The 12,391-nt window shown below is 56.5% G+C and carries 19 protein-coding genes; 13 read left to right on the top strand and 6 right to left on the bottom strand.

Annotated features, from left to right (window positions below; translation table 11 throughout):
• Nucleotides 1-24: 24 nt before the first annotated feature.
• The 6 genes from PQU89_RS01045 to PQU89_RS01020 are packed head-to-tail and all read left to right on the top strand — an operon-like array spanning nt 25 to nt 5,373.
• Entirely contained in the window at nt 25-531 is a 507-nt protein-coding gene (locus tag PQU89_RS01045) for a phage major tail tube protein (RefSeq protein WP_272764204.1), read from the top strand.
• Nucleotides 532-588: 57 nt separating this feature from the next.
• A complete protein-coding gene (locus PQU89_RS01040; protein WP_272764203.1) occupies nt 589-942 on the top strand; it encodes a phage tail assembly protein in 354 nt (117 codons plus the stop codon).
• On the top strand, nt 942-1,088 hold the full coding sequence (locus PQU89_RS01035; RefSeq protein WP_272764202.1) for a GpE family phage tail protein: 147 nt from the start codon (nt 942-944) through the stop codon (nt 1,086-1,088). Before PQU89_RS01040 ends, PQU89_RS01035 begins: the two co-directional genes overlap by 1 nt.
• A complete protein-coding gene (locus PQU89_RS01030; protein WP_272764201.1) occupies nt 1,085-3,778 on the top strand; it encodes a phage tail tape measure protein in 2,694 nt (897 codons plus the stop codon). The genes PQU89_RS01035 and PQU89_RS01030 overlap by 4 nt, the downstream gene beginning before the upstream one ends.
• 12 nt (nt 3,779-3,790) lie before the next feature.
• A complete protein-coding gene (locus tag PQU89_RS01025; RefSeq protein ID WP_272764200.1) occupies nt 3,791-4,222 on the top strand; it encodes a phage tail protein in 432 nt (143 codons plus the stop codon).
• Complete coding sequence (locus PQU89_RS01020; RefSeq protein ID WP_272764199.1) at nt 4,222-5,373, top strand: phage late control D family protein; 1,152 nt, start codon at nt 4,222-4,224, stop codon at nt 5,371-5,373. Before PQU89_RS01025 ends, PQU89_RS01020 begins: the two co-directional genes overlap by 1 nt.
• Nucleotides 5,374-5,426: 53 nt before the next feature.
• On the opposite strand, the gene PQU89_RS01015 is transcribed toward PQU89_RS01020, so the two are convergent.
• The 5 genes from PQU89_RS01015 to PQU89_RS00995 form a co-directional block, all read right to left on the bottom strand.
• Complete coding sequence (locus PQU89_RS01015; protein ID WP_272764198.1) at nt 5,427-6,380, bottom strand: hypothetical protein; 954 nt, start codon at nt 6,378-6,380, stop codon at nt 5,427-5,429.
• A 3-nt stretch (nt 6,381-6,383) separates the two neighbouring features.
• A complete protein-coding gene (locus tag PQU89_RS01010) occupies nt 6,384-7,559 on the bottom strand; it encodes a DUF3696 domain-containing protein (protein ID WP_272764197.1) in 1,176 nt (391 codons plus the stop codon).
• Nucleotides 7,556-8,695 carry a DUF262 domain-containing protein gene (locus PQU89_RS01005; RefSeq protein WP_272764196.1) on the bottom strand — a complete coding sequence of 380 codons (1,140 nt, stop codon included), beginning with the start codon at nt 8,693-8,695 and terminating at the stop codon, nt 7,556-7,558. The genes PQU89_RS01010 and PQU89_RS01005 overlap by 4 nt, the downstream gene beginning before the upstream one ends.
• A gap of 75 nt (nt 8,696-8,770) precedes the next feature.
• On the bottom strand, nt 8,771-9,223 hold the full coding sequence (locus PQU89_RS01000; RefSeq protein ID WP_272764195.1) for a BRCT domain-containing protein: 453 nt from the start codon (nt 9,221-9,223) through the stop codon (nt 8,771-8,773).
• A complete protein-coding gene (locus tag PQU89_RS00995; protein WP_272764194.1) occupies nt 9,220-9,531 on the bottom strand; it encodes a helix-turn-helix domain-containing protein in 312 nt (103 codons plus the stop codon). Before PQU89_RS00995 ends, PQU89_RS01000 begins: the two co-directional genes overlap by 4 nt.
• 161 nt (nt 9,532-9,692) lie before the next feature.
• On the opposite strand from PQU89_RS00995, the gene PQU89_RS00990 reads away from it, so the two are divergent.
• Nucleotides 9,693-9,827 (top strand): hypothetical protein, encoded by a 135-nt coding sequence (locus PQU89_RS00990; protein ID WP_272764193.1) that lies wholly within the window; start codon nt 9,693-9,695, stop codon nt 9,825-9,827.
• 55 nt (nt 9,828-9,882) lie between these two features.
• Entirely contained in the window at nt 9,883-10,128 is a 246-nt protein-coding gene (locus PQU89_RS00985; RefSeq protein ID WP_272764192.1) for a hypothetical protein, read from the top strand.
• A gap of 35 nt (nt 10,129-10,163) precedes the next feature.
• Here the strand turns inward: PQU89_RS00985 and PQU89_RS00980 are convergent, their stop codons facing one another.
• A complete protein-coding gene (locus PQU89_RS00980; protein ID WP_272764191.1) occupies nt 10,164-10,697 on the bottom strand; it encodes a hypothetical protein in 534 nt (177 codons plus the stop codon).
• A 48-nt stretch (nt 10,698-10,745) separates the two neighbouring features.
• Between PQU89_RS00980 and PQU89_RS00975 the strand changes: the two genes are divergently transcribed.
• The 5 genes from PQU89_RS00975 to PQU89_RS00955 all read left to right on the top strand — a co-directional run bounded on the left by PQU89_RS00975 (nt 10,746) and on the right by PQU89_RS00955 (nt 12,389).
• Nucleotides 10,746-11,195 (top strand): YmfL family putative regulatory protein, encoded by a 450-nt coding sequence (locus tag PQU89_RS00975; RefSeq protein WP_272764190.1) that lies wholly within the window; start codon nt 10,746-10,748, stop codon nt 11,193-11,195.
• A gap of 2 nt (nt 11,196-11,197) precedes the next feature.
• A complete protein-coding gene (locus PQU89_RS00970; protein WP_272764189.1) occupies nt 11,198-11,443 on the top strand; it encodes an Ogr/Delta-like zinc finger protein in 246 nt (81 codons plus the stop codon).
• A 92-nt stretch (nt 11,444-11,535) separates the two neighbouring features.
• Nucleotides 11,536-11,691, top strand: coding sequence for a hypothetical protein (locus PQU89_RS00965; protein WP_272764188.1), 156 nt, complete (start codon nt 11,536-11,538; stop codon nt 11,689-11,691).
• Between the two features lie 4 nt (nt 11,692-11,695).
• Nucleotides 11,696-12,094, top strand: a complete 399-nt coding sequence (locus PQU89_RS00960) for a hypothetical protein (protein ID WP_272764187.1) — start codon at nt 11,696-11,698, stop codon at nt 12,092-12,094.
• 10 nt (nt 12,095-12,104) lie between these two features.
• Entirely contained in the window at nt 12,105-12,389 is a 285-nt protein-coding gene (locus PQU89_RS00955; protein ID WP_272764186.1) for a hypothetical protein, read from the top strand.
• Nucleotides 12,390-12,391: the final 2 nt, after the last annotated feature.

Here is a 12,391-nt window from a genome sequence, read left to right as displayed (position 1 = left end):
CTCTGAAAGGACTGCACCATGGGCATGCCCCGCAAGATTAAGAATTTCGACATGTTCCAAAACGGCACCGACTGGCGCGGCCAAGTAGCCGAAGTCGCCCTGCCCAAGCTGGCGCGCAAGCTGGAAGAGTGGCGCGGTGCCGGCATGAATGCCGCGGTCGACGTGGACCTGGGCATGGAGAAACTGGAAGCCGAACTCACCTTCGGCGGCTACATGTACGACGCCATCAAGGAATTCGGCATCACCAAGGTGGACGGCGTGATGCTGCGCTTTGCCGGCGCGGGCCAACGTGACGACACCGGCGAGGTGGACGCCATCGAGGTGGTCATGCGTGGCCGCTACACCGAGATCGACGCGGGCAGCCACAAGCCCGGTGACGACACCGAATTCAAGATCAAGGCATCGCTGGCCTACTACAAACTCACAGTCAACGGCGAAGCGCTGGTCGAGATCGACGTGCTGGGCATGATCGAAATCGTCGGCGGCGTCGACCGCCTCGCCGAGCAGCGCCGCGCCATCGGCCTGGCATAACCATTGCGGCCAACCTTTCGCGTTGGCCGACCTACCTACCCAACAGGACACCCCATCATGAGTAAAACCATCATCGTCGCCCTGGAAAACCCGGTCACTCGTGGCCAGCAGGAAATCAAGCAAGTAGAGCTGCGCCGCCCCACCGTGAACACCCTGAAAGGCACCTCGCTGACCGACGTGCTGAACATGGATGTCAACGCGCTGGTCGTGGTACTGCCGCGCCTCACCACCCCCACCCTCACCCAACGTGACGTGCAGAACATGGACCCGGCAGACCTGCTGGCGCTGGGGCAGGAGGTGTCCGCTTTTTTGGTGCCGAAGTCCGTAGTGGATCAGGTGAAAGCGGAGATTGGCGAGAAGACGGAGCCGACGGAGACGACTGGTTCGACCAAGGAATCGGCCCCCGCGTAATGCTGCCGAACGTGGTGGAAGACGCTATGGCCGACGTGGCGGCCATCTTCCACTGGACGCCGGCAGAGATGGGCCAGTTCACCCTTACCGAGTTGATGCAGTGGCGTGAACGCGCCAGAAAACGAAGCGGAGCAGACGAAGCATGAGCGCAGCGCGCAACCTGAAACTGGAAGTCGTCCTCAAGGCCATCGACAAGATTACCGGCCCGCTCAAGGCGGCCAGCGCATCCAGCGTCGGGTTGACGCGCACCCTCAAGGAAACCCGCGACAGCCTCAAGGCGCTGAAAAGCGCCCAGGGTGACATCACCACCTTCCGCAACATGGCGCGCGACGCCGCCATCACCGGCAACCAGCTGAAGCTGGCGCAGGACAAGGTACGGCTGCTGTCAAAGGAAATGGCCGGCACCGCGGCGCCATCCAAGGCGATGACACGGCAGTTTCAGGAGGCCGTGCGCGAAGCCAGTGCCCTCAAGCAGCGCCAGCAGGAACTCAGCCAGAAACTGCAGACCGCCCGCGGGCGGCTGGAGCTGGCCGGCATCAGCACGCGCAACTTGGCCAGCCACCAGCGCGACCTCAAGCAGCAGATCGCCGCCACCACCAGCAGCCTGCAGCAGCAGGAACAGCGGCTGGCGCGCGTCAACGCCCAGCAGAAGCGCTTGACCGCCGCGCATGCCAGCTACGGCAAAACCACCGCCGTCCGCGACCAGCTGGCCGGCAACGCTGCCGGCGCACTGGCAGCAGGCACCGCCACCGGCGCCGCGCTGATGGTGCCGGTTGGCGAATACGCCAAAGCGGAAGACTCGGCCACCCAGCTCAAGGTGGCCATGATGGGCGCCGGCGGCCAGGTGCGGAAGGAGTTCGGCGCCGTCAACGCACTGGCCGTGCAGCTGGGTAACCAGCTGCCGGGCACCACGTCCGAATTCCAGGACATGATGCGCATCCTGATCCAGAAGGGCATGTCGGCCCAGGTGGTGCTGGGCGGCGCCGGCGAGGCCACCGCCAAGCTGGCCGTGCTGACCAAGGTCAGCTTCACTGAGTCGGCCAGCGCCATCAGCGTGCTGCAGGACTCCATGGGCGTGCTGGACAAGGACATGGTGTCTGCCGCCGACCAGATGCAACGCCTGTTCTCCGTGGGCATGGACGTTGGCCAGATACAGGAAGGCTTCAAGGCCATGGGGCCGGTGCTGTCCTACGTGCGCAAGGGCGGCATCGATGCCGTCAAGGCACTGGCGCCGCTGCTGGCCATCACCGACGCGGCGGGCATGGACGCCGGCAGCGCGGGCAACGCCTACAACAAGATCATTCGCGGATCGGTCGACAAGAAGAAGGTCGACAAGAGCAACGAGGTGCTGAAAGGCACCGGCGTGAAGCTGAACTTTGTCGACGCCAAGGGCAACTTTGCCGGAGTCGACAACATGGTCAACCAGATCATGAAGCTGAACAGCCTGTCCGACCAGAAACGAAAGACCGTCATCGAAACCGTCTTCGGCTCCGACAAGGAAGTGGCCGAAGTGATGACCGCGCTGAGCAAGGCCGGTAACACCGGCATCGCCGCCATGCGCGCCAAGCTGGAAAGCCAGGCATCGCTGCAGGAGCGCGTTAACGCCCAGCTGGGCACCCTGCAGAACCTGTGGGATGCCACCAGCGGTACGTTCACCAACGCCATGGTTAACTTTGGCGAGGCAATCGCGCCTGAGCTGAAAATGCTGACCGAATGGTTGGGCAACCTGTCGGAAGGCTTGGGCGCGTGGGCCAAGGAAAACCCGCTGCTGGCTGGCACGCTGATGAAAGTCGCTGCTGTGGCCGCCGTGCTGATGGTAGCCGCCGGCGGGCTGGGGCTGGCCGTGGCCGCCATCCTCGGGCCGCTGGCTATGGCCAAGCTCAGCCTGACCGTGCTGGGCATCAACCTGACCAGCGGGGTGGGTGTGCTGGGCAAGCTGGGTGGCGCCATCGGCATGGTTGGCCGCGCCTTCATGTGGCTGGGTCGGCTGTTCATGGCCAACCCTATCGGGCTGGCCATTACCGTCATCGCAGGGGGCGCCTATCTGCTGTGGGCCAACTGGTCCACCATCGGGCCAAAGTTCGCCGCGATGTGGGATGGCATCAAGGCGGGTGCCAGCCGCATGTGGGACAGCATCAAGGGCGCCTCCATTGCCGCGTTCAATGCCGTGTCGTCGGTGGCCAGCTCGCTGTGGGCCAGCATCAAACAAGCCTTTGCCGGCGGCATCCTGGGCGTTGGCCAGCTGATCATCAACTGGTCACCGCTGGGCCTTTTCTACCAGGCATTCGCTGGCGTGATGAGCTGGTTCGGCGTATCCCTGCCGGCCAAGTTCACGCAGTTCGGCGCCAACATCCTGCAGGGACTGGCGAACGGCATCCTGTCCGGCATGGGGGCCGTCAAGAACGCCATCACCGGCGCAGGCGAAAAGACAATCGGCTGGTTCAAGGAAAAGCTGGGCATCCACTCGCCGTCGCGGGTGTTTGCCCAGCTGGGCGGCTTCACCATGGCTGGGCTTACGCAAGGTCTGGCCGACAACCAGGGCGGACCGCTGGCCGCGGTGCTGAGCGTAGCCAAGAAAGTCACCGCCGCCGGCGCCGGCATCGCGGTGTCGGCTGGCGCTGCTGCCGGTGGCATCGCGCTGGATACACGCCCGCCGCTATCGGCCAGCCCACCGGCGGCCACCGCCCCCGCCAGCAGCCAGCCGATCCAGATCATCATCAACGCAGCACCAGGCATGGACGAAGCGCGCCTCGCCAAGCTGGTGGCCATCGAAGTGGAAAAGCTGCAGCGACAGAAAGACGCGCGCAAGCGATCCAGCCTGCGTGACAGCGACTAAGGACACCTCACCATGGCAATGCTCACCCTGGGCATGTTCGTGTTCAGCATGGACACCCTGCCCTACCAGGATTTCAAGCAGCGGCTGGCATGGCGCCACCCGGGTAGCAGTCGCGTCGGCGCCAGGCCGGCGCACCAGTTTGTGGGACCGGATGACGAAACCATCAGCCTGTCCGGCGTGCTGCTGCCGGAACTGACCGGCGGGCGCGCCTCGCTGGAAATGATTCGCCAGATGGGCGACCAGGGCAAAGCGTGGCCGCTGATCGAAGGCACCGGCGACATCCTCGGCCTGTTCGTCATCGAATCGCTGGACATCACCAAAACCCTGTTCTTTGCCGACGGCGCGGCGCGGCGCTACGAGTTCACCCTGAACCTGCTGCGCGCCGACGACAACATGCAGGACATGCTGGGCGATCTGGCCAGCATCATGCGGAGCTTCTTCTGATGAGCTTTAGCGCTTTCGTCACGCCAGGCTTGCCGAGCCAGCAGGCCGACCACCCGGCACCGGATTACCTCATCCGCCTGAATGGCCGCGACATCACGTCACGGTTTCGGGCGCGGCTGATCAGCCTGCACCTGACAGACAACCGGGCATTCGAAGCCGACCAGGTGGAGATCCAGCTGGACGACAGCGACGGCCTGCTGGAGATACCGCCGCGCAACGCCACCCTGCAGGTGGCCATCGGCTGGAAGGGAGCGCCACTGGTGGACAAGGGCGAGTTCACCGTCGACGAGGTGGAGCACAGCGGTACGCCCGACGTGCTGACCCTGCGCGGCCGCAGTGCCGACATGCGCGAAGGCATGACCACCAAGCGCGAGCGCAGCTTCCACAAGCAAACCGTGGAAACCATCATCAAGACCATCGCCGGGCAGAACAACCTGATACCGGTGGTGGGCGCAGACTTTGCCGACCAGCTGGTGGATCACATCGACCAGACCAGCGAATCCGACGCCAACCTGCTCACCCGCCTGGCAGAGCAGTTCGACGCCGTGGCTACGGTGAAATCCAAGCGCCTGCTGTTCTACAAAGCAGGGCTGGGCGAAACCGCCAGCGGCCAAGCGCTGGGCACGGTCACCATCAAGCGGCGGGACGGTGATCGCCACACCTTCAGCGTGGCCGAGCGGCAGAACTACACCGCGGTGAAGGCGTGCTGGCAGGACACCGCCGGCGCTAAGAAAGGCGAAGTCACCGTCGACGCCAAGACCGAGTTCCAGCGCGTGCACGAGCGCACCAAGAGAGGAAGGCAGAGCAAGCGCACCAAGCTGCAGGCCACCAAGCAGCCGCACTTCGAGCCAGCGGCCGACAACGTAAAGGTGCTGCGCCACGTATACGCCAGCGAAGCCACGGCCACCCGGGCGGCCCGCGCGGCGTGGGAAAAGCTGCAGCGCGGCGTGGCGGAATTCAGTATCACGCTGACCAGAGGTAATGCAGAACTGATGCCGGAAGTGCCGGTACGGGTGTCGGGCTTCAAGCCGGTGATCGACGGCACGCAATGGTTGGCCGCAAGCGTGGATCACACCATTGATGGCGGAGGAGGGTTTACTACAGGGGTCAAGCTGGAAATACGGCTACATGATTTAGTCGAAGATATATAAAAATTCCCTATAGATAGAAAAGACACTTCGACACATTAGCCCAGTAAAGAAACTTAGCTTTTTGTAATTTTCGGCCCCAGATAAAAAACCCTAATCTTCCTATCCCTGACAGGCGGCCACTCAAAATGAACTCTATACTGCGGAGTTTTTATTTTCCCATGAAACGGACAAAAAACCTCCTCCCCATTCGACGGGTCTACAAAAGTCATTTCGGACTCAAAATCGATCTTATTGCTTTTGGACTCATCAGTAAACAATGCTTTTGTTCCGGTAAAAAAATTATCGCGCAGTTCATTTCTCTCACTTTCACCATCCTCCCCAATATTTAAACAAGCTTGATATCGATCCAAAATAGAAAGCAAAAAAATGAATCGATGGCAAGCATACTCCGAAAATGGTTCCCTTTTTAACGAGTCAACACATTCATCAATCAAGACAAGGTTCGAATATTTTTCACGACACAAATTTAGCATCTGCACCCAGTTAACTGGAAGTGGAGCTCTTTGTACGGCCGAACCAATCAGCTCAGCCAATTTCCAAATATTGACAACATCAATATCACCAAGAGGATCCTCTGGCAAACCATGTAGAATTTTTACGGGAGAAAAATCGAATCCACCACCACTAAAGCTGAAAGAATCAGCTTTTAAATTCAAAGACAAATGCCTTGCAGCTTCACCCAAGCCGCGATCAGTAACATCTACACCATCAAACTCAAAATAATCATCAGGAACATTCTGACGAATGTCTTCCCAAAATGGCCCAACGCTAGTTAGCCAACTCAAGACAGACCTTGTATAGTCGGGATTCCGTTCAGACATAACAGCCTGCTGTAAATTTTGAACAGAAGTAACTTGGCAGCAGGCCAGTGATTTAGAGCAATAAAAAAAGGATTTCAACAATGGGTTAGCGAGCTTGGCCGCCAATATTTCCTTTAGCTCACCATTAAAATCTGCAGCTTTATCATACTGACCAGACAATGAAACATCATTAACAAACCAGCTCATCAATCAACTCCAGCCTGCAAGTTCACCCAAATCCTTTTCCGCCTGGTCAAAAAACCCATTTGGCCATTCACTCAGCTTCCCATCTTCATAAACAACAGGCGAGACAACATGAGCCGGATCATTATCATTTACTGGAGCATGGTTGAAAAAATAAATGGCAGCATCTCTTGGCGACAGCTTCCTTCTTTGAACCGCCAACCTAATGCCATTTAAAACATGATCACTATGTGTTTCAATTAAAACCTGGACCCCTGCCTGGGCAATTACGGCAAGAAAATAACCAATACGTGACTGCGCCATTGGATGGAGGTGAGCTTCTGGGCTATCAACAACAAGTATCTGCCCTTTTTTTGCAAGCAACCCTGCGACTAGGATTGGAAAGGCATAACTCAGACCATATCCAATATTTGCAGGACGGCGCCAAGCACCAGTTGGATTATTTCTCAGCTCCAGTTTAACAAGACCAGTACCAGGAATGATCTGAGCATTCGCTTCTACTCCAGGGAAAAGTTCCCCCGCCCAAGCATTGAATTGTCTTCTTAAGTTTGGAGCTAACTCATTAGGATGCCGCCTATCCACTTCTACGTCATCATCCATGCAATCGGCAAACCACCATGCAGCATATTCCCCCCTCACACCGACATCAGCCCAAACAATATCTGGACTGTTTGGAATAGGGAACACATCATCCGCACCCGATCGAACGGCAGATATATACACCAGTTCAGCAAGGGTTTTAATAACTAAGCTCGCACCTTCGGGAGCTAAATCTGGCAAGAACTTGTTTAAACCATCAACATTAATAAGCTCACTTACCTGTGCACCCCTAGAGTCAGGTGTAATTACATACTTAACTTCGAGGTCATGACCTGTACGGCTCTCTCCAGCCTGAAATATCCAACAAACAATTGCTCCATGTCCCTCAATCTCGATCATCAGCGAGGAAGTATTTCCCTCTCTAAGGACATCACCAGGAGTGCCCAAACGAACAAGTTCACCATTTAAGGGCAATCTATCAAAACAAGTACCTTGCCGAACAAACTGAGAGATCAACAACAAACCATGCAAGGCCGTTGACTTTCCCGCCGCATTAAAACCGGTCAACAATGTAAGTGACGAAACCGGGAAAGCTTGATTCTCAAAACACTTGAGATTGCAAACACGAAAATAATCAATCATAATAAATAATCTTTCAATTCAGCCCTAGCCATTTCAAAGCGCTTAGCGACCTGCCGAGTACTATTAGTCGAATATGTTATCGCATTTACAAAGTCCGAATCATCAAGCAGTGCATAGAAAGCATTTTTTATATATTCTTCATTTTCTTTCACCACTGACGAGCTAGCATCAGCAAACAACACAGAGCAAACATCAAAAAGAGCAATGTTTAGAACACTTCGATTTGCATAGGAAAAGCCATATGCCAACGACTTCCTAAAAGCATGATCACCAAAGAGATATCGATTTGCCTGCATCGAATTTTTAAATCGCTTCGACAACAATTCTAAATCGGCAGAAGGCTTAGACATTTCCTTTAGTGCACGAGCAAGGAAATCATCCATATCTGCACTCGTATACGAACTCTCACCAAGCAAATAAAATGCGCAGAAGCGATTTATAGCTTCTCTATCTCGCATAGTTTTTTTATCCAACGAACGCCCGCTAGCAGAAAGAAACTCCGAACTACTTGCCGCCTTTTTTAACCAGTTTGTAGCAGGGCCATTAAAAATGCAATTACGCATTTGTTGACGCGTAAGGGGAACACCATTATTAACCCTCTCAAATATATCTAGCTTTGCTCTTTCGGGGGCTTTCGCATCAAGAATATAAAGAGTGAGTTGCGTATCTTCGATTCGCTCCTGCAGTTGAATTGGCAAATCTGAGAATCTCATACCATCCAATGGGTGATGCGTTTGTTTCTCACCCGCCTTCAAAACCAATTCAAAACCATCATTTAAAAATCGATGAAAGGTTGTCAATCTCTGGAGACCATCAACCACAGCAATGCCGCCATCTAATTTTTCTGCCACATAAAAAACAGGAAGTGGAATCCGCATAGTGCAGGATTCGATAAGACGTGACTGCTTGTCAATGGGCCAAACAAAATCGCGTTGGAAATCAGGATCTAGCTGATATCGACCAGCGTCGACTCTTTTAACAACTTCACTTACGGTTCTATACTCATTTCGAACAAAGACAGCATCTAGTGGGTAATCTTCACCCCAACCAGTTTGTTGTGAATCTTCCTCCAGGCCTTCGACCTCTTCATCTGCCAGAGCTGCATTCACTTCCATATTTTTAGCTTTATCAGTCATTTCTCAACGCACATAGTTAAGTTCTGGCCGTGTCGATATTGCCCCAGGAAGGGCTTGTCGCGTGACATCACGACCTTATGATTCAGGTAGCTCACCGGTTTCAACAAGCGCATTTAACGAATCCCGATCAAGAATCCATGCCCCGTTCTTCCTAGCCTTATCCACTTTGGTGGGGCCTGCATTCGGACCGCCACACAGGTAGGCTAGGTGCTGGGTCGCCGACTTCACCACCTTCATACCGGCTTCCGAAGCGAACAGCTCCAACTCGAAACGTTCGGCGGCAGTAAAGCCAGTGAACAGGATTTCAGGTTGCTTAATCGCCTTGGGCGGCGGCGCTGGGCAAGGCTCCTGCAGAAACTCGGCTACCCCCTCCCCGTATTGCACCACGCGATCTTTACGGAATGTGCGTACTGCTCCAGCCACCTCGCAGAAGCCAACGATGTACTTGCCGCTTTCCTTCCAGTCAGTCAGACGCCGGGAAGATGGCTCAGAGCTAGGACCCTGGTAGACGAACTCGATTGTTTTCATACGGAGCTGTTGTAGGTTTGCATCATGGCCATTGTGGCGCGCTGCGCCCGCTCATCCAGCCGGTGGAATTGCTCCAGCAGCACGGAATCGACATTTGTCAGGTTCGCCGTATTGCGTACACCGGAAATCACATAAAGCACGTCAACGCCCGCCGCGTATAGCTTTGCGAGGCACTCTGCATCGGGGAAGCGCTTGCCACTTTCGTAGTTTGCATAAGTGCCATAAGCCACTCCGCCAAGCTTCCCCATGTCTGTCTGGTTGAGATTTAGACGCCTACGTTCTTCTAGAAGTCGATTGCCAATGCTCACGATTGAATGGAATCCAGTTGACTTTCCAGACGTTCGTCTGGAAAATACACAATATGCATCACAGTTACACACGAACGTATCACAGGACAGCCATGAATACTACGAACGAGGTAATTACGCGTGCCCGTGTCCGTAACGGCGCCGATAAGCGACGGGTGCAAATGTCGCTACCGACAGCGGAGCGCGACGAGCTAGAGGCGCTGGCGGTGCAGTACGGTTTGGGCGACAGCGCCTTTGCCGCGATGGTCTACCGCAAGGGTCTGGCTGTCCTGAAGGCTGAGCATCGTGCGGCCTAAATCCACTCTAGTGCGCGCAAGCGCAATTCGAAACCACACGAACGAGGTAATTCCGGTGGAATCCAAGACGAACAGCAGCAAGGTCAATTTCGCTGCAAAGACAAAAGTGCTAAACCGCTACATCAAAAAGCGCTTTGGTTTTGCTCATAGCGTGAATGGCTACATCGCCAAGTACCTGCTGACTTGCCGAAATGACCACCAGCTTGCCGGGGTGCTGACTTACCTGAAGGAAGCCATTGGCAGCCGCGTGCAACCAGATTGCCGCGGTGTCCTGCAGTGGCAGGCGGGAGAGTCTGCATGAGCTGGCTCATTCACAAAGCAACGGCCGTAGGCAACTCAGATACCAAACTTGGTCACGACTTGCTGGTGGGCCTTCGCCACACGCTCGTATGCCTTGATGATCGCCGGAGTGGCCTCGATTTCTCCGTGCTGGTCGGCCAGATCACCCTTATTCATGGCCCGAAAGAGTTCTTCGCTGGCTTGGATCAATCTGTTCACCAGCAGGCTGTCACTCAATGCCCTCCTGACATTATCGACTTGTCGGCCCCGATACACTTTTTTGGGGTCCGGCAGAAAAAGGATGGATTCGAAACTCTGCGTCCTTGGGGTGATGTCTACCAGCGTGCCATCGGGGCGCTGCCAGACAGCATGAAACTCAGCCTCAATCAGCACATTGGGCCACTCCCAAATTGTCCACCCCGTCACCTGCTTACCACCATGAGCTTGCACTTGCTCTGGAACGATACGGAAACACTCGAGAACTGGTTTATCGGGCAGCGGCTGGCATGGAACAGTCATGAGCGACTCGGCTGACAGTGAAGCCGCAAGTTGTTTTACACGTTGGTTATCAGACTTCGGTACGACAGCCATTTAAAGCCCCCCAATAAAAATGCCAAAAGACTAAACGGAAAATACACCATGGACAGACTTCGCACCAGTTATCAGCAGATGTGCCGCGCGATGCCGGGTGGTTGGGCGGCGATGGCCGCCGCGCTGGGCCTGTCCAAGGATGGACTGGAAAACCGCGTCTACGAGCGCAAGGGGCAGGAAATCACCGTGCACCAAGCCATGCAGATGCAGGCCATGAGTGGCACCAGCCTGTTTGCCGAGGCGGTGGCCGCCGACAGCGGCGGTGTGTTCATCCCGCTGTCGCAGGTTGATGGCGTGGACGACGAAGAAATCCAGGCACTGTACATGGCGCTGGTGGAGGAAGTGGGCAAGCTGGCGCGCGAGTGGCGCGAGGCGACCCGCGACGGCGAGGTGTGCAAGAAAGAGCGCGCCCGCCTGGACGCCATCCGCATGGCCATCTGCACCAAGGCCACGCAGATGAATGACCTGACCTTCAAAGTGTTCAGCCGGGAGCCGTAACCATGGCCTTTACTTGTCCGCACTGCGAAGCCGTAGCGCACACACGTTCCAGCCGCCGGATTTCCAGAAAGTTGCGTGAAGCCTATGTGCAATGCAGCGATCTGGAATGCGGCCACACCTTTGTGACGCTGACCGAGGTGGTGCGCACCCTGTCGCCAAGTGGCAAGCCAAACCCCGACGTCTATATCCAGCGCGGCAAGAAGTGCATGCCGCCTGACGACAAGCAGCTAGAGCTGGACGTTACCTGACCAGCTAACCAATCCCCCCTACTGAATTACCACCATGCGAGCCGCCGGCGCGGCCCGTAGGGACTCTTTTTGCCTGAAAAACGGAGATCGCCATGAAACGAGTGCGTTTTGCCAACGGAACGGAGTGCTTTACCCCGCACCTGCCGCGGGTGCTGTGGCTGGGTCAGACCAAGCAGGACTGGCACGCGGTGGGGGTATTTGCAGGGCTGCTGGCGGTGCTGGCGCTGATCAACCTGATGCGAGGGTAACAACATGAATTCGATCGCACGAGACAACTGCCTACAGGCACTGCGTGGCATGGGTGCCGGTGGTAACCGCTCCGGGGTGAGCGTGGCCGAGATGCAGCCGCGGGTACTGACGCTGCCGCAGCTGGAGGCGCTGGCGCAGATTCAGGATGCCATGGCCAGCATTGCCAGCCTGCAAGCCGCCATCAACCAGCTGGCCACCCTGCACGCGCTGCCGGTGCGCCGCGTGGGGCTGGTGGAGCTGGGCATGTTGCATGCCGAGATCGAGGCGTTGCTGTGGGATAGCGCCCGCACCGCCGAGCTGCTGAAGCGTGGCGGCATCCCTGCCGAGGTGCGCCCGCTGGCACCGTCGCCGGTTGTCGTGGAAGCCCTGCATCTGGCCACTGATGGCCGGATCGCGGCGTAAGGGGGTGGCCATGAAAACGTCTATCACTTTCGACATCGACACCGACAAGCTGCCCCAATACACGGATAGCTACCTGGTGCAGCTGTGGCATATCGCCCAGGCCAACCCGGCAGACAGTAAAGACCGTGCCGCCGGTGAACTGGCCGAACACGTTGGCCGCGAAATCATCAGCCGCTTCGTGATGAACATGCGCCCCGACCTGTGGAACCACCAAGGACGCGACTACTACTGGCGCACCCTGGCCGACAACGGCAAGTGGGTGGATGGCGTGTGGACTCCGGAAGAGAAGCAATAGCC

This window comes from Vogesella indigofera (assembly GCF_028548395.1).
In the GTDB taxonomy this organism is placed as follows: domain Bacteria; phylum Pseudomonadota; class Gammaproteobacteria; order Burkholderiales; family Chromobacteriaceae; genus Vogesella; species Vogesella indigofera_A.
Note: the sequence above shows the minus strand (reverse complement) of the source record. Positions and strands in the feature narration are given on the sequence as shown.